This window comes from Streptomyces sp. NPDC051310, from assembly GCF_044455245.1.
Classification (GTDB): Bacteria; Actinomycetota; Actinomycetes; order Streptomycetales; family Streptomycetaceae; genus Streptomyces.
The window spans coordinates 32578-51219 of sequence record NZ_JBITEO010000008.1; the positions used below are offsets into that span (position 1 = coordinate 32578).

The 18642-nt window shown below is 75.1% G+C and carries 23 protein-coding genes and 1 pseudogene; 17 read left to right on the plus strand and 7 right to left on the minus strand.

The features are described from left to right. Positions 1-110: 110 nt before the first annotated feature. From ACIA79_RS13750 to ACIA79_RS13760, 3 genes are read left to right on the plus strand one after another with little or no spacing between them, the layout of a single operon-like run. Entirely contained in the window at positions 111-1301 is a 1191-nt protein-coding gene (locus ACIA79_RS13750) for an SDR family oxidoreductase (protein ID WP_399428423.1), read from the plus strand. A 13-nt stretch (positions 1302-1314) separates the two neighbouring features. Continuing rightward, a complete protein-coding gene (locus tag ACIA79_RS13755; protein ID WP_399428424.1) occupies positions 1315-2751 on the plus strand; it encodes an NAD(P)/FAD-dependent oxidoreductase in 1437 nt (478 codons plus the stop codon). A 1-nt stretch (position 2752) separates the two neighbouring features. Beyond that, positions 2753-4603, plus strand: a complete 1851-nt coding sequence (locus tag ACIA79_RS13760) for a transketolase (RefSeq protein WP_399428425.1) — start codon at positions 2753-2755, stop codon at positions 4601-4603. A gap of 30 nt (positions 4604-4633) precedes the next feature. Here the strand turns inward: ACIA79_RS13760 and ACIA79_RS13765 are convergent, their stop codons facing one another. After that, a complete protein-coding gene (locus tag ACIA79_RS13765; RefSeq protein WP_399428426.1) occupies positions 4634-5164 on the minus strand; it encodes a GNAT family N-acetyltransferase in 531 nt (176 codons plus the stop codon). A 47-nt stretch (positions 5165-5211) separates the two neighbouring features. Between ACIA79_RS13765 and ACIA79_RS13770 the strand changes: the two are divergent. The 11 genes and pseudogenes from ACIA79_RS13770 to ACIA79_RS13820 form a co-directional block, all read left to right on the plus strand. After that, positions 5212-5498 (plus strand): annotated as a pseudogene (locus ACIA79_RS13770) (ATP-dependent DNA ligase); the annotation flags it as partial. Positions 5499-5505: 7 nt separating this feature from the next. Then, positions 5506-5832 (plus strand): gas vesicle protein, encoded by a 327-nt coding sequence (locus ACIA79_RS13775; RefSeq protein WP_399428427.1) that lies wholly within the window; start codon positions 5506-5508, stop codon positions 5830-5832. 80 nt (positions 5833-5912) lie between these two features. Further along, entirely contained in the window at positions 5913-6317 is a 405-nt protein-coding gene (locus tag ACIA79_RS13780) for a gas vesicle structural protein GvpA (RefSeq protein ID WP_399428428.1), read from the plus strand. After that, positions 6314-7030: a GvpL/GvpF family gas vesicle protein gene (locus ACIA79_RS13785; RefSeq protein ID WP_399428429.1), complete on the plus strand. Its 717-nt coding sequence runs from the start codon at positions 6314-6316 to the stop codon at positions 7028-7030. The genes ACIA79_RS13780 and ACIA79_RS13785 overlap by 4 nt, the downstream gene beginning before the upstream one ends. Positions 7031-7048: 18 nt before the next feature. Beyond that, a complete protein-coding gene (locus tag ACIA79_RS13790; protein ID WP_031074034.1) occupies positions 7049-7285 on the plus strand; it encodes a gas vesicle protein GvpG in 237 nt (78 codons plus the stop codon). Further along, positions 7282-7608, plus strand: a complete 327-nt coding sequence (locus tag ACIA79_RS13795; protein WP_399428430.1) for a gas vesicle protein — start codon at positions 7282-7284, stop codon at positions 7606-7608. Before ACIA79_RS13790 ends, ACIA79_RS13795 begins: the two co-directional genes overlap by 4 nt. Beyond that, a complete protein-coding gene (locus ACIA79_RS13800) occupies positions 7605-8399 on the plus strand; it encodes a GvpL/GvpF family gas vesicle protein (RefSeq protein WP_399428431.1) in 795 nt (264 codons plus the stop codon). The genes ACIA79_RS13795 and ACIA79_RS13800 overlap by 4 nt, the downstream gene beginning before the upstream one ends. Further along, positions 8396-8593, plus strand: coding sequence for a gas vesicle protein (locus tag ACIA79_RS13805; RefSeq protein WP_399428432.1), 198 nt, complete (start codon positions 8396-8398; stop codon positions 8591-8593). Before ACIA79_RS13800 ends, ACIA79_RS13805 begins: the two co-directional genes overlap by 4 nt. 146 nt (positions 8594-8739) lie before the next feature. Continuing rightward, the gene (locus ACIA79_RS13810) at positions 8740-9060 is read left to right on the plus strand and encodes a gas vesicle protein K (RefSeq protein ID WP_399428635.1); all 321 of its coding nucleotides are present in this window, start codon (positions 8740-8742) and stop codon (positions 9058-9060) included. 220 nt (positions 9061-9280) lie between these two features. Beyond that, on the plus strand, positions 9281-10087 hold the full coding sequence (locus ACIA79_RS13815) for a hypothetical protein (RefSeq protein ID WP_399428433.1): 807 nt from the start codon (positions 9281-9283) through the stop codon (positions 10085-10087). Between the two features lie 191 nt (positions 10088-10278). After that, a complete protein-coding gene (locus ACIA79_RS13820; RefSeq protein WP_399428434.1) occupies positions 10279-10761 on the plus strand; it encodes a DUF4232 domain-containing protein in 483 nt (160 codons plus the stop codon). A 94-nt stretch (positions 10762-10855) separates the two neighbouring features. Here the strand turns inward: ACIA79_RS13820 and ACIA79_RS13825 are convergent, their stop codons facing one another. The 5 genes from ACIA79_RS13825 to ACIA79_RS13845 form a co-directional block, all read right to left on the minus strand. Beyond that, complete coding sequence (locus tag ACIA79_RS13825) at positions 10856-12361, minus strand: bifunctional phosphatase PAP2/diacylglycerol kinase family protein (RefSeq protein WP_399428435.1); 1506 nt, start codon at positions 12359-12361, stop codon at positions 10856-10858. 203 nt (positions 12362-12564) lie between these two features. After that, a complete protein-coding gene (locus tag ACIA79_RS13830; RefSeq protein WP_399428436.1) occupies positions 12565-13137 on the minus strand; it encodes a TIGR03086 family metal-binding protein in 573 nt (190 codons plus the stop codon). Between the two features lie 136 nt (positions 13138-13273). Continuing rightward, a complete protein-coding gene (locus tag ACIA79_RS13835; protein WP_399428437.1) occupies positions 13274-13819 on the minus strand; it encodes a type 1 glutamine amidotransferase domain-containing protein in 546 nt (181 codons plus the stop codon). 49 nt (positions 13820-13868) lie between these two features. Next, positions 13869-14297: a CBS domain-containing protein gene (locus ACIA79_RS13840; RefSeq protein WP_399428438.1), complete on the minus strand. Its 429-nt coding sequence runs from the start codon at positions 14295-14297 to the stop codon at positions 13869-13871. A 95-nt stretch (positions 14298-14392) separates the two neighbouring features. Further along, positions 14393-14755: a DUF2795 domain-containing protein gene (locus ACIA79_RS13845; protein ID WP_399428439.1), complete on the minus strand. Its 363-nt coding sequence runs from the start codon at positions 14753-14755 to the stop codon at positions 14393-14395. Positions 14756-14998: 243 nt separating this feature from the next. On the opposite strand from ACIA79_RS13845, the gene ACIA79_RS13850 reads away from it, so the two are divergent. Together ACIA79_RS13850 and ACIA79_RS13855 are read left to right on the plus strand one after the other, a co-directional pair. Then, on the plus strand, positions 14999-15451 hold the full coding sequence (locus ACIA79_RS13850) for a hypothetical protein (protein WP_399428440.1): 453 nt from the start codon (positions 14999-15001) through the stop codon (positions 15449-15451). A 353-nt stretch (positions 15452-15804) separates the two neighbouring features. Beyond that, a complete protein-coding gene (locus ACIA79_RS13855; protein ID WP_399428442.1) occupies positions 15805-16599 on the plus strand; it encodes an RNA polymerase sigma factor SigF in 795 nt (264 codons plus the stop codon). Positions 16600-16683: 84 nt separating this feature from the next. On the opposite strand, the gene ACIA79_RS13860 is transcribed toward ACIA79_RS13855, so the two are convergent. Beyond that, complete coding sequence (locus ACIA79_RS13860; protein WP_399428443.1) at positions 16684-17793, minus strand: PAS domain-containing protein; 1110 nt, start codon at positions 17791-17793, stop codon at positions 16684-16686. 90 nt (positions 17794-17883) lie between these two features. Here ACIA79_RS13860 and ACIA79_RS13865 point away from each other — a divergent pair, with 90 nt between their 5' ends. Next, complete coding sequence (locus tag ACIA79_RS13865) at positions 17884-18624, plus strand: ANTAR domain-containing response regulator (RefSeq protein WP_399428445.1); 741 nt, start codon at positions 17884-17886, stop codon at positions 18622-18624. Positions 18625-18642 lie beyond the last annotated feature (18 nt).

Sequence of the window (18642 nt, forward strand, 5' to 3'; positions counted from 1 at the left end):
GAGCGCGACCACCTCCTGCGGGTCTCCGTCTGCGGGCATGCCCGGTTCCTCCCTCGGGCGCACCGGCGGCCCCGGCGTTATCCGGCGGGCGGCCCGGGTACCCGCGGCCCATGAACGCGAACCTCCCGGAGGCGGCGCGCACGATCGTGATCACCGGCGCCGGCAGCGGGGTCGGGCGCGCGACCGCCCGCGCCTTCGCCGCCCGCGGTGACCGCGTGGCCCTGCTCGCGCGCGGCGAACGGGGCCTGGCGGGCGCGGCCGACGACGTCCGGGCGGCCGGCGGTGCGCCGCTGGCCATACCCGTCGACGTCTCCGACCCGAGGGCGGTCGACGAGGCCGCCGAACGGATCGAGAGCGAGCTCGGACCGATCGACGTCTGGGTGAACAACGCGGCCGTCGGCCTCTTCGCGCCCTTCGGCGAGATCCGCGACGACGAGTTCCGCCGCGTCACCGACGTCACCTACCTCGGGTGTGTCAACGGCACCCGCGCCGCCCTGCGCCGCATGGTGCCGCGCGACCACGGCACCGTCGTCCAGGTCGGCTCCGTCCTCGCCTACCGGGGCGTGCCGCTGCAGTCCGCGTACAGCGGCGCGGAGCACGCCGTCCAGGGCTGGAACGAGTCCCTGCGCTGCGAGTTGCTGCACGCCGGCAGCAAGGTGCGCACCACCATGGTGCAGCTGCCGGCCGTCAACACCCCGCGGTTCGACTGGGCGCTCTCCCGGCTGCCGGGCCGGGTCCGGCCCCTCGGGCCGGTGTACCAGCCGGAGGTCGCCGCCCGTGCCGTCGTGCACGCCGCCGACCACCCCGGCCGCCGCGAGTACCGGGTCGGCGCCGCCACGGCCGCCGCGCTGGTCGCCAACGCGCTCGCGCCCGGCCTGTTCGACCGCTACCTGGCCCGCACTGGAGTCCGCTCGCAGCAGGAGCCCGCGCAGGTCGCCCCCGGCGACGACGGAGCCGCGCCGCACGCCGACGAGCCCGCCCCCAACAACCTCTGGGCACCGGTGGACGGCGCCCTCGGCCGGGACTTCGGCGCCCACGGCCGGTTCGACGGCGAGTCCCGCGCCCTGTACGCGGACACCGTGCTGCTGCGCCACCCGGCCGTGCTGGCCGGCGCGGCCGCCGCCGTGGCCGCCGCCGTCGCCGCGGCCCGGCGCGCCCGGCCGGTCACCCGCGCGGTTGCGGACGCCGCGAGCGGGGGAGCGGGGGAGCGCGGCGGGGTCCGCCGCGTTTGGCGGGCGGGCCCCAGGGCACCGGGAAGGTTCGTGCGATCCATCCGTTCTGCCCGTTGCACCCGGATATGACGCTGGAGGCCCTGTGACCCCGCCCGTCAACCCGACGCCCACCGGCCCGCCCGCCGGAGCGGCCCCTCGCCGCCGGCCGCGCATCGTGATCGTCGGCGCCGGATTCGCCGGCTACCAGACGGCCCGCGGCCTGAGCCGGAGCCTGCGCGGCCGCGCCGAGATCGTGCTGCTCAATCCCACCGACTACTTCCTGTACCTGCCGCTGCTGCCCCAGGTCGCCGCCGGCATCCTGGAGCCCCGCAGGGTCACCGTCTCGCTGCCCGGCACCCTGCGCCACGTACGGCTCGTGCTGGGCGAGGCCGACCACGTCGACCTCGACGGGCGCAAGGTCCACTACACCGACCCCGAGGGCACCACCGGGGAGCTCGGGTACGACCGGCTCGTCCTCGCCGTCGGCAGCGTCAGCAAGCTCCTGCCGATCCCCGGTGTCGCCGAGAACGCCACCGGCTTCCGCGGTCTGCCCGAGGCGCTCTACCTGCGCGACCACATCACCCGGCAGATCGAGCTCGCCGCCGGCGCCAAGAACCCGGCGGAATGCACCTCGCGCTGCACGTTCGTGGTCGTCGGCGCCGGCTACACCGGGACGGAGGTCGCCGCCCACGGCAAGATGTTCACCGACGCGCTCGTCCGCAAGCACCCCGCCTGGCCCAAGGGCGCGCGCCCCCGCTGGATGCTCCTGGACGTCGCCGACCGGGTCCTGCCCGGGCTGGACGAGCGGCTCTCCGGCACCGCCGACCAGGTGCTGCGCGGCCGCGGGGTCGAGGTGCGCATGGGCACCTCCGTGAAGGAGTCCACGCGGGACGGCGTCCTCCTCGACGACGGCGAGTTCGTCGAGACGCGCTCCCTCATCTGGTGCGTCGGCGTACGGCCCGACCCGCTCGTCTCCCAGCTCGGCCTGCCCGTGGAACGCGGCCGGCTGGTCGTCACGCCGGAGCTCGGCGTCCCCGGCCACCCCGACGTCTTCGCCTGCGGCGACGCCGCCGCCGTACCGGACCTGACCCGGCCCGGCGAGTACACCCCGATGACGGCGCAGCACGCGTCGAGGCAGGGCAAGACCGCCGCGCGGAACGTCGCCGCGTCCCTCGGCGTCGGCGAGGCCGCCCCGTACCGGCACAGCGACATGGGCTTCGCCGTGGACCTCGGAGGGGTGAAGGCGGCCGCCAACCCGATGGGCGTCCCGCTGTCCGGGCCCGTCGCCGGGGCCGTCACCCGCGGCTACCACCTGGCCGCCATGCCCGGCAACCGCGTACGGGTCGCCGCGGACTGGCTGCTCGACGCGGCGCTGCCCCGGCAGGCCGTACAGCTGGGCCTGGTCCGCTCCTGGCAGGTGCCGCTCGACACGGCCTCGCCCGAACTCGCCAAGAGCGGAGCCCGCGCCGGCGGCGGCCCGAGCGGCACCGGCGGCAACGGCGGCCCGATCGGCACCGGCGGCACGAGCGGCGAGGAGTGACATGCACCACGAAGAACTCACAGCACTCGCCCAGCAGTTGAGGGTCGACGCGATCCGCGCCTCCGCGGCCGCGGGCTCCGGCCACCCCACCTCCTCGATGTCCGCCGCGGAGCTGGGAGCCGTCCTCCTCGCCCACCACCTCCGGTACGACTTCGACCGGCCCGAGCACCCCGGCAACGACCGGTTCGTGCTGTCCAAGGGACACGCGACCCCGCTGCTGTACGCCATGTACCGGGCCGCCGGCGCCATCGACGACGACGAGCTCGCGCAGTACCGCACCCTCGGCAGCCGCCTCGAAGGGCACCCCACGCCCCGGCTGCCCTGGGTCGACGTCGCCACCGGCTCGCTCGGGCAGGGGCTGCCCGTCGGCGTCGGCATGGCGCTCGCGGGCAAACGGCTCGACCGGCTCCCGTACCGCGTCTACGTCCTGTCCGGTGACAGCGAGATGGCGGAGGGATCGGTGTGGGAGGCCGTCGAGCACGCCGCGTACCACCACCTCGACAACCTCACCCTGATCGTGGACGTCAACCGGCTCGGACAGCGCGGGCCGACGCGCCACGGGCACGACCTGGGCGCCTACGCGCGGCGTCTGCACGCCTTCGGGTGGCACGTCGTCGAGGCCGACGGGCACGACATCGAGGCCGTCGACCGCGCCTACGCCGAGGCCCGGTCGACCGTCCGGCAGCCCACCGCGATCCTCGCCACCACCCGCAAGGGGCGCGGTGTCGCCGCCGTCGAGGACCTCGAAGGCTTCCACGGCAAGCCCCTGAAGGACCCGGAGGCCGCCGTCGCCGAGCTGGGCGGCGCCCGCTCCGGCCACGTGTCGGTGCAGCGCCCGCCGGATGTGACGCCACCCCGGCACGCCCGGGCCGCCGCCGTCGAGCTGCCGCGCTACGACGTCGGCGACACGGTCGCCACCCGTACCGCCTACGGGCACGCCCTGGAAGCGCTCGGCTCGGCACGCGGCGACGTCGTCGCCCTGGACGCCGAGGTCAGCGACTCGACCCGCACCGAGTTCTTCGCCAAGGCCCACCCCGACCGGTACTTCGAGTGCTACATCGCCGAGCAGCAGCTCGTCGCGGCGGCCGTCGGCATGCAGACCCGCGGCTACGTGCCGTACGCCTCGACGTTCGCGGCGTTCCTCACCCGCGCGCACGACTTCATCCGCATGGCCGCCGTCAGCCGCGCCGGGATCAACCTCATCGGGTCGCACGCCGGCGTCGCCATCGGCCAGGACGGCCCGTCGCAGATGGCGCTGGAGGACCTGGCCATGCTGCGCGCGGTCCACGGCAGTACCGTGCTGTACCCGTGCGACGCCAACCAGACGGCGAAGCTCGTGGCGGCCATGGCCGACCTGCCGGGCATCCGCTACCTGCGCACCTCGCGCGGTGACATGCCCGTCATCTACGGGCCCGACGAGGAGTTCCCGGTCGGTGGCAGCAAGCTCGTGCGCGGGGGCGGCGACGACGACCGGGCCACCCTCGTCGCGGCCGGCGTCACCGTGCACGAGGCGGTCAAGGCGGCGGACCTGCTCGCCGAACACGGCATCCCGGTACGGGTCGTCGACCTGTACTCGGTCAAGCCGGTCGACACCGCCGCCCTGGAAGCCGCGGCGGCCGCGACCGGCTGCCTGGTCACGGTCGAGGACCACCACCCGGAGGGCGGCCTCGGCGACGCGGTCGCGGAGGCCTTCGGCGACGGCCGGCCCACCCCGCGGCTGGTCCGCCTCGGTGTGCGGAACATGCCGGGTTCGGCCGGCCCCGAGGAGCAGCTGCACGCCGCGGGCATCGACGCGGAGTCGATCGCCGCCGCGGTGAAACTGATGGTCGAACAGGGTGTGACGACCCCCTGACGCACCCCGCGGGACGGGCCGGGGGAGGGGTCAGGGAGTCCACTCCTCCCGGGTGAGCGCGTACTCCACGTCGCCCTCCTCCGAGCCCTCGATCACCTCCGGCCACTCGCCGGAGAAGGTGCGGACGAAGGTGAGACCGCACTTCTCCAGCACGCGGCGCGACGCCGTGTTGACCGTCATCGTCTGCGCCGTCACCCGCCGCACGCCCCGTGCGGTGAAGCCCTCGGCGATCAGGGCCCGCGCGCCCTCCGTCGCGTACCCCCGGCCCCAGGCGCGGCGGTGCAGCCGGTACCCCAGCTCCGCGGTGTCCCCGCCGCCCGCCCGCGGAGCGAGGCAGAACCAGCCGAGCCACTCGCCCGTCGCACGGCACTCCGCCGCCCGGAAGCCGGGGCCCAGCAGGCGGGGCAGGGACCGGGCGCGGATCTCCTCGCGCGAGGCCGGCCGGCCGCCGTTGATGTACCGCATCACGGCGGGGTCGTTGTCGAGCGCCACCACCTCGTCGAGGTCCTCCACCGTGAACGGCCGCAGCCTCAGACGCCGCGTCTCCAGGATGTCGTCCATGGCTGCCATGGTCGTCCGCGCCGGGCGACGGCGGGTAGTCGTTTTCGCTGACCAGGAGCAGCACGCCGGGTACCGCCACCCGCACCGTCCGCGCCGGGCGCAGGGGAGCGTGGAGATCCACCGCCCCGGCAAGGTCCGCTTCCCCGGCGACGGCCTGACCAGGGCCGACCTCGTCACGTACTACCGGTCGGTCGCGCCGTTCATGCTGCCGCACCTGCGCGGCCGGCCGCTGATGCCGGGGCGGCGCCCCGACGGCATCGACGGACCGCGCTTCCTGCAGAAGGACACCCCCGACAGCACTCCCGCCTGGGTCCGGCGCCTGGACGCCCTGCGCTGAACGGGTGGGCGGGGAACGGTTCCGGGCGCCCGGGTTTGCGGGCTCCAGGGGCGGCAACCCGCATGCAGTCATGGCCAATACATCCGAGACCCTGCGCCGCGCAAGCGAGCAACTGACCGAACTCACCGGCATGGAAGCCGAATCCGTGTCGTCATTCCAACGCACCGAGGACGGCTGGACGTTGACCGTCGAAGTCCTCGAACTGGCTCGTGTCCCCGACACGATGAGCCTGCTCGCCTCGTACGAGGTCCAGGTGGACCAGGAGGGCGAACTCGTCGGCTACCGGCGTGTACGCCGTTACGAGCGCGGCAGGGCCGACCGGTCCCGGTAGGGACCGGGACCCCGTCCCGGAGCGGATCGCACACGGTCCGGCCGGGACCACGACAGACCCCCTCAGGGAGGCACCAGACAATGACTGTTGCGGCACAGCAAGGCGGCGCCGTCGGCTCCGGCGGCAGCGGCGGCACCAGCGGCCTGTACGACGTCCTCGAACTCGTCCTGGACCGCGGGCTCGTCATCGACGCGTTCGTCCGTGTGTCCCTCGTCGGCATCGAGATCCTCAAGATCGACGTCCGCGTCGTCGTCGCCAGCGTCGACACGTACCTGCGCTTCGCCGAGGCGTGCAACCGCCTCGACCTGGAGGCCGGACCGCGCAAGGACCCCGGACTGCCCGACCTGGTCGGTGAGATGACCGAGTCCGGCGCACGCGGCAAGACCAAGGGCGCCATCAGCGGCGCAGCCCAGTCGATATCCGACAGCCTCGGTGGCAGCCGCTCGTCGTCACGCAAGAAGCAGGAGCAGGAGGAAGAGAAGTGAGCACGTACGTCTACGGGATCGTCCGCAGCTCACACCCCGGTCTGCCGGAGAAGATGGGCGGCATCGGCGACCCCGCCCGCGCGGTCCGCGTCCTCACCCACGGTGAACTCGCCGCGCTGGTGAGCGAGGCGCCGGAGGACCTCAAGCCCAAGCGGCGCGACCTGCTCGCGCACCAGAGCGTGCTCGCCGAGGCGGGCGCCGGCGGCCCGGTCCTGCCCATGCGGTTCGGCGGCGTCTCACCCGACGACGACACGGTCGTCGCGGTGCTGCGCGAACGCGAGGACCACTACCTGGAGCGGCTCAAGGCCCTCGACAACAAGGTCGAGTACAACGTCAAGGCCACCCACGACGAAGAGGCCGTCCTGCACCAGGTGCTCGCCGACGACCCCGACCTGCGGGCGCTCAGCGAGGCCAACCGGGCCGCCGGCGGCGGCTCGTACGAGCAGAAGCTGGCGCTCGGCGAACGCGTCGTCGCGGCGGTCAAGCAGCGCGAGGCCCGCGACGCCGTGACGGTGCAGCAGGCGCTGGAGGGCGCGGCCGCGGACGTCCGCCCCGGCCCGGAGAACAGCGGCTGGCTGGCGAACATCTCCTTCCTGGTCGACCGGGACGACGCCGACGCCTTCGTCGCCGCCGTCGACAGGCTCGGCAAGGAGCACCGCCACCTCGTCCTCCAGGTCAACGGCCCGCTGCCGCCCTACAGCTTCGTGGAGTAAGGAACGGTGGAGTAGCCCATGGGCCTGCTGGGAGAACTGCTCCTGCTTCCCGCCGCCCCCCTGCGCGGCACCGCATGGGTGCTGCGCCAGGTGGTGCAGGAGGCCGAGCGGCAGTACTACGACCCGGCCGCCGTACAGCGCGAACTCGCCCGCCTCGCCGAACGTCTCGAGGCGGGCGAGATCGACGAGGCGGAATTCGACCGCCAGGAGGACGAGCTCCTCGCCCGCCTGGAGAAGGGCACGAGACAGACATGACCATCCCCGCCCCCGGCTCCGGCCGTATGCCCTCCCCGTACGCGTCCGAGGGGAGCAGCGCCAACCTCGCGGACATCCTGGAGCGCGTCCTGGACAAGGGTGTCGTCATCGCCGGCGACATCAAGATCAACCTGCTCGACATCGAGCTGCTGACCATCAAGCTGCGGCTCGTCGTCGCGTCCGTGGACCGCGCCAAGGAGATGGGCATCGACTGGTGGGAGAGCGACCCGGCCCTCTCCTCGCGCGCCCGCCAGGGCCAGCTGGCCCGTGAGAACGAGGAACTGCAGCGCCGTATCGCCGAACTGGAGGAGCGGACGACATGACCATCCGTACACCGCAGCTGCGGTACGTGTACGCCGTGTGCCGGCCCTTCGACGGGCTCCTGCCGGAGGGCGTGCACGGCATCGGTGGCGAACCGCCGCGGATGCTGCGCCACGGCGACCTCGTCGCCGTCGTCGGCGCCGTCCCCGCCGGGGAGTTCGACGAGGCCCCGCTGCGGGCCCGTCTGGAGGACCTCGACTGGCTGGCCGGCACCGCCCGCGCCCATGACGCCGTGATCGCGGCGCTCACCACGGTCACCTGCCCGCTGCCGCTGCGGCTGGCCACCGTCTGCCGGGACGACAGCGGGGTGCGACGGCTGCTGGAGGAGGGCCACGACCGGTTCGTCCAGGCGCTGGAGCGGCTGGGCGGCCGGGTGGAGTGGGGGGTGAAGGTGTACGCCGAGCCCGAGCCGCAGCGGGCCCGGGAGCCCGCGGGCGCCACCGCCGGGGCCTCCGCCCCAGGCGGCGGCCGCGACTACCTGCGCCGCCGGCTCCAGGAGCGCCGCGGCCGCGAGGACGGGCTCCGGCGCGCGGAGGACGTCTGCCGCAGGCTCCACGGCGCGCTCGCCGGGTACGCCGAGGCCGGCACGGTGCACCCGCCGCAGGACGCCCGGCTCTCCGGGGCCGCCGGCGTCAACGTCCTCAACGCCGCCTACCTGGTGGACCGGGAGCGCAGCGAGGGCTTCGTCGAACTCGTCGGCAGCCTCTCCGGGGAGCAGGAGGGCGTCCGCGTCGAACTCACCGGGCCGTGGGCACCGTACTCCTTCGCCGGGGGCGCGGAAGGAGGCGCATGACCGTCGAGCACCGCCGGGTCGCTCTGGTCGACCTGCTGGACCGGCTGCTGGCGGGCGGCGTCGTCATCAGCGGGGACCTCACGCTCAGCATCGCCGACGTCGACCTCGTACGGGTCGACCTGAAGGCGCTCATCAGCTCGGTGAACGCGAACGTGCCCTCGCCGTGGGGCCTCGGGGAGGTGGAAGGCGCATGAGCGCCCCCTACCGCGGCGCGACGCACCCGGACGTGTCGCACCCGGACGAGACGCTTCCGGACGGGACGTTCCTGGGCGGAAGGCTGCCGGGCGGCGCCGCCCCGGACCCGGCCGGCCCGGACGCCGCGCCGACCGGCGCGGCGTCCGTGAGCGCCGCCGTCACCGGCGGGACGGATCCCGGCGGGGACACCGACTGCCGTCCGCGGCGCCGGGTGGAACTCGATCCCGACTCCGTCGAGCGCGACCTGGCCCGCCTGGTGCTGACCGTCATCGAGCTGCTGCGCCAGCTCATGGAGCGGCAGGCGCTGCGCCGCGTCGAGGGCGGCGACCTGACCGAGGAGCAGGAGGAGCGCATCGGGACGACCCTGATGCTGCTGGAGGACCGCATGGACATCCTCCGGACGCGGTTCGGATTGGAGCCGGAGGACCTGAACATCGACCTGGGGCCGCTCGGATCCCTGCTCTGAGCCCGCCCCCGGCCCGTCCGGTCCGGAACTCCGCCGTGGCGGCCCGGCGCCCCGGACCGGCCGGACGCGTCCGTACGGCACGGTGCACGCGCGGACGAGGACGCCGGACACGGTGTGCGGACAACCGCCTCCGCGGGGCTTAGGTGGACCGGGCGAACTTCGTGCCGTCAGGCTGTCCTCGCCGTGCGGGACCCGAGCAAGCGGCAGATCATCTGGTTTCATGGCCACACGATCGGACAGTCCCCTCGTCTCCGGCGCCACCGTGCTGCTCACCGCGCTGTGTGCCGGACTCCTGCTCACCGGATGCGCCCAGCCGTCCTCCGCTCCCGCCGCCCGGGGCGCGGCGGCGAAGACCGCGCCGCCGCCCTCCTCGCCCTCGCCGGACGCGTCGTCACCGGCCCCCGGCCCGCCCGCCCTGGCGCCCAGCGCCCGCGCCGGTGACCTGCCGGGCCTCGGCCCGCTCACCCGGTCGCGGATCCCGGCGCGCACGCGCCAGGCGCTCGTCGTCACCGGCGAGGGCCGCGACGTGCCGCGCTCCACCGCCGTCCTGTACGAGCACCACCCGGCGCTCGGCTGGCACGCCGTCACCGGCCCGTGGCAAGCCCACAACGCCCTGCGCGGCTGGACCGACGACCACCGCGCGGGCGACCTGCGCACCCCTGTCGGCGTATTCCGGCTGGGTGACGCCGGGGGACGTCTGCCGGACCCGGGCACACGGCTCCCCTACGACCAGGACGAGGAATTCAACATGTCCGGCACCGGATTCCTCGGCGAACCGCTCGAAGGCTCCTTCGACCACGTCGTGGCCATCGACTACAACCGCACCCGCGGTGTCTCGCCCCTCGACAAGACGCGGCCGCTCGGCAGCGAGATGGGCGGGGGCGTCTGGATCCACGTCGACCACGGCGGCCCCACCCGGGCCTGCATCTCCCTGCCGCTGGAGCGGATGCGGGAGCTGCTGCTCGCCCTCGACCCGGCCAAGGAGCCGGTCATCGTCATGGGGGACGCGGCAGCGCTGAAGCGCTGACGTCTCCCCGGCGGTGGTCGCCCGCCGGCGCCTCCGCGCCGGTGGTTCCCGGCACCCGGCTCCCGGGCGCCGCCGACATGAACATGGCGGCAATGCGCCCGATAATGGACACGCCCCCCGTTCCCACGCCGTGGAGGTGGCCCATGACCCGGCCCTCCCGTGCCCCGCGCGTGCGTACCTGTCTTGTCCTCATGACGGCGTCGGCCTCCGCGCTGCTCCCCGCCGCCGGCCCGGCCGCCGCGGTGCCCGCCCCCTGCCGCGGCGCCGCGCTCGCCCTGTCCTGGGCCCCCGGCGGCACGGCGGCACCCGGGGGAGGCGAGCCGGGCGCACGGCGGACCGCCGTCGTGGAGGTGCGCAACAACGGCGCGGAGGAGTGCACGCTGCGCGGGTATCCCCTGGTGAGGCTCGGGCGGGGAGACGCCGCGGAAACGCTCTTCGACCAGGTCGCGGTCGCGCCGGTGACGGTGTCCCTGGGGCGCGGCTCCACCGCGCGGCTGGTGCTCACGTTCGTCGCGGCCCGGCAGGACGGGCCGGGCGGGATCGATCCCGCGCGCGCCTCCATCACCCTGCCCGGCACTTCGGCGGTCAAGGAGCTGCCCTGGCCCTGGGGCCCCGTGGCCCGGCCGGCCGGCGGCACCCACCCCGGCAACCAGGTGAGCCCCGTGGTGCCTTAGAGAGAGCCACGGCGGTGTCCGGTGCCCCGCCGTCCCTCGGGCGCGAACCAGCGGGGGAGCGGAAGCGGGACGGCGCCGTCACGCCTCCCGTACGTCAGGCGCGGACCTGCGGCCGGTACACGGTGAGCGCCTCGTCCTGCTTGTCGACGAGCAGCTCCGACGGCGCCTGCGTCACTTCGCCGTCGTACGCCAGCACCGTGCCCGGGGACAGCCCCTCGATCCGCAGCCGCCGCAGCTTCACCGCCGCGTGCACCGGCGAACGGCTGAGCGGCCCGGCCAGGACCGCGGCCAGCAGGCGCAGCCCGGGCAGCCGCCCGCCGTGCACCACCCGCACGTCCAGCAGGCCGTCGGCCAGGTCGGCGCGGCGGCCCGGGGTCGGGCCCATCCGCCGGTACATGCAGTTCCCGGCGAAGAGCAGCCACAGCGGGCGCCGCCGGCCGTGCAGTTCCGCCTCCAGCGGGTGCTCGCCGCGCAGCACCTTCAGCGCGCCCAGCACCCCGGCGGGCACACCGCCGATCCGCGGCGACCAGCGCTCGCGCAACCGCACCAGCTCGGGGTACACGCCCAGGCTGAACGTGTTGACGAAGTACCCGTGGTCCGCGCCGTCGGGACCGGGCGTGAACCGCCCGAGATCGACCCGTACGGCGTCGCCCTCCGCCAGCGCGCGGCACGTGTCGTGCACCGACTCGACACCCAGGTCGTACGCGAAGTGGTTGAGGGTGCCGCCCGGGAAGACCGCCAGCGGCACCCCGTGCCGGGCCGCCGCGGCGGCCGCCCGGTTGACCGTACCGTCGCCGCCCACGACACCGAGCGCCCGGCACCGCCCCGCCGCCCGCTCCAGCTCCTCCTCGACCACCTCCGGCGGGCACTCCACCACCTCGGCCGCGGGCAGCGCGTCCCGCACGAGGGCGGCCATGTCCGTCGAGGAGCCCGATGCGAGGTTGACGACCACGACGACGTCCGTGCCGCCCGGCAGCGCCGGGGCGTCGGCGTGCGGCCGTCCCGGCGCCGGCAGTTGCGAGCGGGTGGGCACCAGGCCCCGTACGGCGAAGGCGGCGCCCACCCCCAGCGCCGCGCCCACCAGCACGTCGCTCGGGTAGTGCGCCCCCGTGTACACGCGTGAGAGCGCGACGGCGGCGGCGACCGGTGCCACGGCCGCTCCCCAGCCGCGCGACTCCAGCAGCACGCCCGTCGCGAACGCCGCCGCCGACGCGGAGTGCCCGGACGGGAACGACGTGGTGAACGGCTGCTTCTTCAGCCGCCGCACCACCGGCACCGCGTCGAGCACGGGGCGCGCGCGCCGCACCGACCGCTTGGCGACGGTGTTGATCGTGGCGGACGCCAGTGCCAGCGAGGCCACCCCGCGGACCGCGGCCCTGCGCGAGCGGGCCCCGCGCCCGAGCGCCGCGATCCCGGCGGCCGTACCGAACCAGAGCAGCCCGTGGTTCGCGCTGTGGCTCAGGCGGGGGAGCAGCGGTTCGGCGCCCGGCCAGTGCCGGGTCGCCACGCGGTGGAAGACATCGCGGTCCCAGGCGCTGAGCAGTGCCGTGACCCGGGCACGGACGGTGTCGGCGGGCTGCTCCCAGTAGACGTCGGACATGGCAGGCGCCTACCCGCTCCGCCGCCCGGCACGCGCGCGCCCCGCCCCGGCCGCGGCGGCCCGGACGAGGGCGCGGTGCGGGGCGGGCCGGCCCGTGGGCGGCCTCGGGGCGCCGCCGGGCCGGCCCCAGGCCGTACGGGGAACGCGGGCGCGACGCGTCGGCGAGTCCCGCCCGGCCGGGCCGGTACTCGGGGGGTGACCCCTCACGCCGCGCGGCCCACCAGGGCCAGCAGCTTGGTCTGCGGGTCGGCGTCGGCCGGCGGTGCGACCGGCGGCGCGAACAGGCCGCTGCGCGACAGGCCGGCCGCCTGCGGGGCGATGTCGCGGGTGGCGATGTCGACCAGGGCCGCGGGCAGCCGCTCGTCTGCGCCGATGGCCCGCGACAGGTCCCACGCGTGGATGACGGCGTCGTCCACCATCTGGCGGCAGTAGTCCTCGGCGGGCGTGTCGCCGTAGGAGAGGTGCACGGTGCGCCCCAGCGCACCGTCCTCGCGGAACGCCTCGACGGCGCCCGCGGCCGCCCGGTCCCACACGGCGACCGGGTCGTCACCGAGGACGTCCCCGTCGAAGCGGTCGCCGACGTCCTCGATCCGCAGGCCGTCCCGTACCAGCGGCACCACCCACAGCTGTTCACCGGTGAGGTGGTTGACGAGATCGCGTACGGACCACTCGGTGCACGGTGTCGGGTCGTCCCACTGGTCGTCCCGGACGGCGTGCACGCGGCGGCCGAAGAACTCGACCGCCTCGGCGTGCCGTGCGAGCAGTGTGCCGGCCATGCGTCGTCACCTCCGCCTCCTCGGGGACGTAGCTCGTGCGTCGCGGTTGCGGATGCCGTCCCGTCGGCGGGACGGCCCCCGGAAAGGCTCCTCGTCCGCCGCGCTGGACGAGGAGCCGGCTGCCGGCGCGGGGGCGTCAGCCCCGCGCGACCTTGGCGAACACCTCGGTGAACGCCTCGCAGAACGCCTTGAGGTCGTCCGGCTTGCGGCTGGTGATCAGCGTGCTGGGTGCCGCCTCGCACACCTTGACCTGCTCGTCCACCCACTCGCCGCCGGCGTTGCGGATGTCGGTCCGCAGGCTGGGCCACGAGGTGAGGGTCCGGCCGCGCACGACGTCGGCCTCCACCAGCGTCCACGGTCCGTGGCAGATCGATGCGACCGGCTTGCCCGCGTCGAAGAACGCGCGGACGAAGGCGACCGCCTGCTCGTCCATCCGCAGGAAGTCCGGATTGGCGACCCCGCCCGGCAAAACGAGCGCGCCGTAGTCGGCCAGCGACGCGTCGGCGACGGTGTCGTCGACCGGGAACGTGTCCGCCTTGTCCAGGTGGTTGAACGCCTGGACCCTGCCGGACCGGGTCGACAGCAGCCGTGGGGTGTCACCGGCGTCCGCGACCGCCTGCCACGGATCGGTCAGCTCCACCTGCTCGACGCCTTCCGGCGCCACGAGAAATGCGATCTGCACGATGTTCCGTTCCTTTCTCCAGTCCGGCCCGGCGCGGGGTCGCCGCCCGTCAGGCCGGTTCGGTGTTCGGCTCCGCCGCGCTGATGTCGGCGAGGACGGAGCCGGGGTCCAGCGCCACCGCCACGTCCCCGATGCTGACCATGCCGAGCGGCCGCCCGTCCTCCACGACCGGCAGCCGCCGGATCGCATGGCGGCGCATCAGTTCCACGGCGGCCGCCACCTCGTCGTCCGGGGTGACGCACACCGGGTCGGGCGTACAGACGGACTGGGCGTCGACGGTCAGCGGGTCGACGCCGTCGGCCACCGCACGGACCGCGATGTCGCGGTCCGTGACCATGCCGAGGATCCGGTCCCCGTCCGCGACGATCACGTCGCCGATGTCCTGGGACCGCATCAGCTGCGCGGCCTCGACGAGGGACGCGCCCGGCCGCACCGCGGCGACGCCCGGCGTCATCACTTCTCTCACCAGCTGTGCCATCGTGTCCGTCCGCCTTCCCTGCCCTCGGTCCTCGTGGGGTGACCCGCCCGGAGTACCCGGGCGGCCGAGGGCCATGCCTTCCGGCGCCGCCCCGGTCACGGCCGGTGCACGGCCACGGCCACGTCCTGGACGCTGTGGTACGTACGGTCGCCCGGCAGCCCGGACACCAGCTCCGTCAGCGGATCCGGGGCGTGCCGTTCGCGCAGCACCCGGATCAGGTCGCCGCGGTGAGCCGGGAAGGGCGTGCGGGCGAGATGCCTGCCGAGTTCCAGACGCAGCGCCTCGAACCGGTCGGAGGTGACCAGGCTCGACGGCACCTCGGGGTCGTCGTCGGCCTGCGGCTCCGGGTCGTGCCACTCCTCCGTCCTGGTGGGGTGACCGGACCGGAGCAGCCCCTGCAGCTGGTGCTTCATCTCGTCGTCCCTGCGACGGCTGAGCCGGCCGCTCCCTCGCTCCATGGAACCCTCCACGCTCTGCACGATCTGCACGTCGGTCGCCCGGCGGGTACCCGACGGGGCGGACGCAAACCCGGCGAATCCCCCGTCCGTCGGGGCGGGGGGTTTGGGAACGGGGGCGCGGGGGACTCGCTGCGGCGGCCGAGCGGCCACGGGGTGCATGGGGTGGACGGGATCTTCGGGCGCGGGCGGCGGTCCGCGCCCGAGGACCGTCCCGCTCCGCGGCGCGGAAGGGAGAGCGGGGCGATGGGAGTGCTGGCCGTACTGGTCCCCCTGCTGACGCCTCCCGCGCTGCTCGGCGCCGTGCTGGCCCTGGGCCGGTACGAGGAGGTGCTCCTGCCGCCGCCCGGGACCGGTCCCGCCGGGGACCCGGACGCCCTCGCGGCCGCCGCACCGGAGGCCCATGCCCCGGGCAGCCCTGCCGGAACCGGCCCCGCGGGCCGCGCGGCCTCGGCGCCCGCCCCGTCGGCCCCCGCTCCGCCGGCTCCCGCCGTCCACGCCGTACCCGAGGCCGCGGTCGCTCACCCGGCCGCTGCCGCACCCGGGGCCGCTGCCGTACCTGAGGCCGCCCCTTCCCACCCGGTCGCTGCCCCGGTTCCGGCGCCCGCGCACGCGGCCGGGCCGCGGCACGCCCGCGCCCGGCACCGCCGCACCGGCCGGCCCGCGCACCGCCGTACCGCTCCCGCCGCCGCACGGTGACGTCCGGCGGGTGACACCCCCCGCCTCCACGCCGGCAGGCGCCATCACCCGTACGGCCGAACGCGTCCCCCTGCGCCCGGCGCCGCGGTCCCGGGTCGTGCCCCCACTCGCGCGGGGTGCGGAAGGTCCCGCCCCCGGGTGCCGATCCGCCCGGACGCGAGGACAGTGGAATCAGTGCAACCACGCGTTTGCCGGGGCAGGCCCCGGGCATGCGCACCTCGTGCTTCGGACCGGAGGCACGTCCGTGGGAGCGGCCCCCCGCTCCGGGCGTGCCCGTGCCCGGAGAAGGGACAGGGAGCTCTCCCTCGGGGTGACACCAACCGTCAGCGCCGTTCAGGGAGCTGAAACGCATCATGCCTACCCTCGCCCACTCGAAGCATCCGCACGACGACGCCCCGGACACCGCTGAGGCGTTCCGCCGCTTGGCGTCCCTCCCCGACGGGGAGGAAAGGGAAGCCGTCCGGCAGGAGATCGTCCGCGCCTGGCTGCCCATGGCAGACCGGCTCGCCGGCCGCTTCCGCAACCGCGGAGAATCGCTGGAGGACCTCAAGCAGGTCGCCGCCCTCGGCCTGGTCAAGGCCGTCGACCGGTACGACCCCTCGCGCGGCGCCGCGTTCGAGAGTTTCGCGGTGCCCACCATCACCGGCGAGATCAAGCGCCACTTCCGGGACCACATGTGGACCCTTCACGTGCCACGCCGCGTGCAGGACCTGCGGGGCCGCGTCCGCGCCGCCTACCAGGAGCTCTCGCACTCGGTGGGGGGCCGCGCCCCCACCGTCGCCGAGATCGCCGAGAAGGCCGGGATGACGGAGGAGGAGGCGATGGCCGGTCTGGAGGCCCTGGACAGCTTCACCGCCCTCTCCCTCGACGCCGAGCTGCCCGGTACGGAGGACGGCTACACGCTGGTGGACGCCCTCGGCGGCCCCGACCCCGCGCTCGACGTCGTCGTCGACCGCGAGTCGGTCAAGCCGCGGCTGCGCACGCTCCCCGAGCGCGAGCAGAAGATCCTCTACATGCGGTTCTTCCGCGACATGACGCAGAGCCGGATCGCCGAGGACCTCGGCATCTCCCAGATGCACGTGTCCCGGCTGATCAGCCGGTGCTGCACCCGGCTGCGGGAGGACATCATGCGGGACGTCGCCGCATAGCCAGCGCGACATGGCGGGCCATCATGTCCGCCGCCTGCGCCTCGGCCATGGAGAAGGCGCGCCTGGCCCCCGTACGGAACAGCGTCAGCACGCCCAGCGCCCTGCTGCCGCCTCCACCGGACGGCAGCGGCGGCAGCGGCAGGCACAGCAGTGAACTGACCCCGGCGCGGGCCAGGACGGCCGCACCCGACGAGTCCTCGCCGAAGGCGAGGATGCCTCCGGGCGCACCTGCAGCGACGACGACCCTCCGCGGACCACCTCCACCACCAGCGGGCAGCCCGCCGGGTCCTGCTCCCGCACCGCCTTCGACAGCGGCTCCCCGCCGTTCGCGCCGCTGTCGGCGTCCTCCTCCTCGGGGCCCAGGACGACCGCGCGGCGCAGCGGCGGCACCCCGGTGTGCACCTCGTCGTCCGCGTCGGCGGTGTCGAGGACGACCCAGTCGGCGAACCGGCCGTGCAGGACCCGCCCGGCCGCCTCGGCGACCGCGTCGCGGTCCCCCGCGGGACAGCCCAGCAGGGCGCTCGCCATGGCGTCGACCAGGTCCACCGTCTCGGCGCGCTGCGAGGTCTCCGCCAGGTCCGGCGGCACCAGCCGGCGCCCCACGGCGCCCGTGCGCACCCCGGAGGACGGGGAGGCCGTCCCCGCCACGCCCGGCTGGAGCACCACCACGACCGTCGGCTGCGGTTCACCCGGCAGGGGCAGCGAGACCAGCGTCGCCCGCACCGGCTCGTGCGGCCGCTGCTGGAGCCGCAGGCTCAGAGAGCGGCCGCCCTCCCCGCGCGCGGTGGCCGCGGCCTGGGAACGGAACGGCGCCCGGTCGCCGGAGACGAGCAGCCCGGCGAGCGGCCGCCCCGTGGCGTACCCCGCCCGCACACCGGTCAGGCCGGTCGCGGCGAAGTTCATCCGGCGCACCACCGTGTCCCGGTCGACCAGCACCACCGGCAGCGGCAGCCGCTGGAACAGCGTCTTCAGCAGCTGCCGCTCCTGCCGGTCCGCCGGGGCGCCGTCCGGTGCGCGCGACGCCAGCCGCTCGTAGCGCGGCCACAGCGACTCCGCGGCATGCTGGAGTTCGAAGAGGGCGGCGTCCAGGACGCCCTGCTGCTCCTCGGCCGGCAGAGCCCGCGCGGTGCGGAGCTCACCGACCCGGCGCACAAAGTCCGCGAGGTCCTCGCCGAACGCGTCGGTCTCCGTCATAGGAGCACCGTAACCGCACGGCGGGCCGGGACGTGCGGTCGTTTCGGGCCGTGGCCGCGGGGCAATCGGACGGCGGAAGGAGAGTTGCCGATGCTTCCCGAGCACGAGTACGAAGGGCCCGAACCGGCTTCGACCGTCCGCAGGTTGCAGAGGCTCACCGAACAGTGCGTACGCTCCCTCCCCGCGTGCTGCGGCGCGGTCGCCACCCTCAGCGGCGGCGAGGCCGAACGCCGCGCCAGCGCCACCCATCCGGACCTGGCGGCCCTCGTGTCCGTCCAGCTCGACTCCGGTGACGGCCCGATCCCCACGGCCCTCGACACCGGGCGGCCCGTCGACGCCGCGGACCTCCTCACCGACGAGCGCTGGCCCGACTACCGCGCGATGGCCCTCGGCTCCGGCGTGCGCGCCAGCGTCACCCTCCCTTTCCACCGGGCGGGCATCGACATCACCCTCAACCTGTACGGCTTCCGGCCCGGCTCGCTGGAGGACGCCGCGCACGGCCCGGCCGCCGTCCTCGGCGAGGAGATCACCGCGGGCCTCGCCCGCGACCGCCGCTACCGCGCGGCCCTCACCGAGGTAGGCCAGCTGTCCACCGCCCTGCGCTCCCGCCCGGTCATCGACCAGGCGGGCGGCATCGTGATGCACGTCCTCGGCTGCGGCGCCGACGAGGCGCACGGGGTGCTGCGCCGCATCTCGCAGCTCACCAACCGCAGGCTGGCGGACGTGGCGAGCGGTGTGGTGCACACCCGGGGGCGGGGCCTGGAGCAGGAGCTGGCCCGGCTGGCGGCGTCCGGCCCGCGGCCGCCGGCACGAAGCGGCGACACGACGTGAACCTCCGTATAAAGGGCT

Bases quoted from the DNA above. Each gene is read 5' to 3' on its own strand.
- ACIA79_RS13750 (WP_399428423.1), top strand. From the start codon at position 111: ATGAACGCGAACCTCCCGGAGGCGGCGCGCACGATCGTGATCACCGGC.
- ACIA79_RS13760 (WP_399428425.1), top strand. From the start codon at position 2,753: ATGCACCACGAAGAACTCACAGCACTCGCCCAGCAGTTGAGGGTCGAC.
- ACIA79_RS13765 (WP_399428426.1), bottom strand. From the start codon at position 5,164: ATGGACGACATCCTGGAGACGCGGCGTCTGAGGCTGCGGCCGTTCACG.
- ACIA79_RS13780 (WP_399428428.1), top strand. From the start codon at position 5,913: ATGACTGTTGCGGCACAGCAAGGCGGCGCCGTCGGCTCCGGCGGCAGC.
- ACIA79_RS13790 (WP_031074034.1), top strand. From the start codon at position 7,049: ATGGGCCTGCTGGGAGAACTGCTCCTGCTTCCCGCCGCCCCCCTGCGC.
- ACIA79_RS13795 (WP_399428430.1), top strand. From the start codon at position 7,282: ATGACCATCCCCGCCCCCGGCTCCGGCCGTATGCCCTCCCCGTACGCG.
- ACIA79_RS13800 (WP_399428431.1), top strand. From the start codon at position 7,605: ATGACCATCCGTACACCGCAGCTGCGGTACGTGTACGCCGTGTGCCGG.
- ACIA79_RS13805 (WP_399428432.1), top strand. From the start codon at position 8,396: ATGACCGTCGAGCACCGCCGGGTCGCTCTGGTCGACCTGCTGGACCGG.
- ACIA79_RS13815 (WP_399428433.1), top strand. From the start codon at position 9,281: ATGGCCACACGATCGGACAGTCCCCTCGTCTCCGGCGCCACCGTGCTG.
- ACIA79_RS13820 (WP_399428434.1), top strand. From the start codon at position 10,279: ATGACGGCGTCGGCCTCCGCGCTGCTCCCCGCCGCCGGCCCGGCCGCC.
- ACIA79_RS13825 (WP_399428435.1), bottom strand. From the start codon at position 12,361: ATGTCCGACGTCTACTGGGAGCAGCCCGCCGACACCGTCCGTGCCCGG.
- ACIA79_RS13830 (WP_399428436.1), bottom strand. From the start codon at position 13,137: ATGGCCGGCACACTGCTCGCACGGCACGCCGAGGCGGTCGAGTTCTTC.
- ACIA79_RS13840 (WP_399428438.1), bottom strand. From the start codon at position 14,297: ATGGCACAGCTGGTGAGAGAAGTGATGACGCCGGGCGTCGCCGCGGTG.
- ACIA79_RS13845 (WP_399428439.1), bottom strand. From the start codon at position 14,755: ATGGAGCGAGGGAGCGGCCGGCTCAGCCGTCGCAGGGACGACGAGATG.
- ACIA79_RS13850 (WP_399428440.1), top strand. From the start codon at position 14,999: ATGGGAGTGCTGGCCGTACTGGTCCCCCTGCTGACGCCTCCCGCGCTG.
- ACIA79_RS13855 (WP_399428442.1), top strand. From the start codon at position 15,805: ATGCCTACCCTCGCCCACTCGAAGCATCCGCACGACGACGCCCCGGAC.
- ACIA79_RS13860 (WP_399428443.1), bottom strand. From the start codon at position 17,793: ATGACGGAGACCGACGCGTTCGGCGAGGACCTCGCGGACTTTGTGCGC.
- ACIA79_RS13865 (WP_399428445.1), top strand. From the start codon at position 17,884: ATGCTTCCCGAGCACGAGTACGAAGGGCCCGAACCGGCTTCGACCGTC.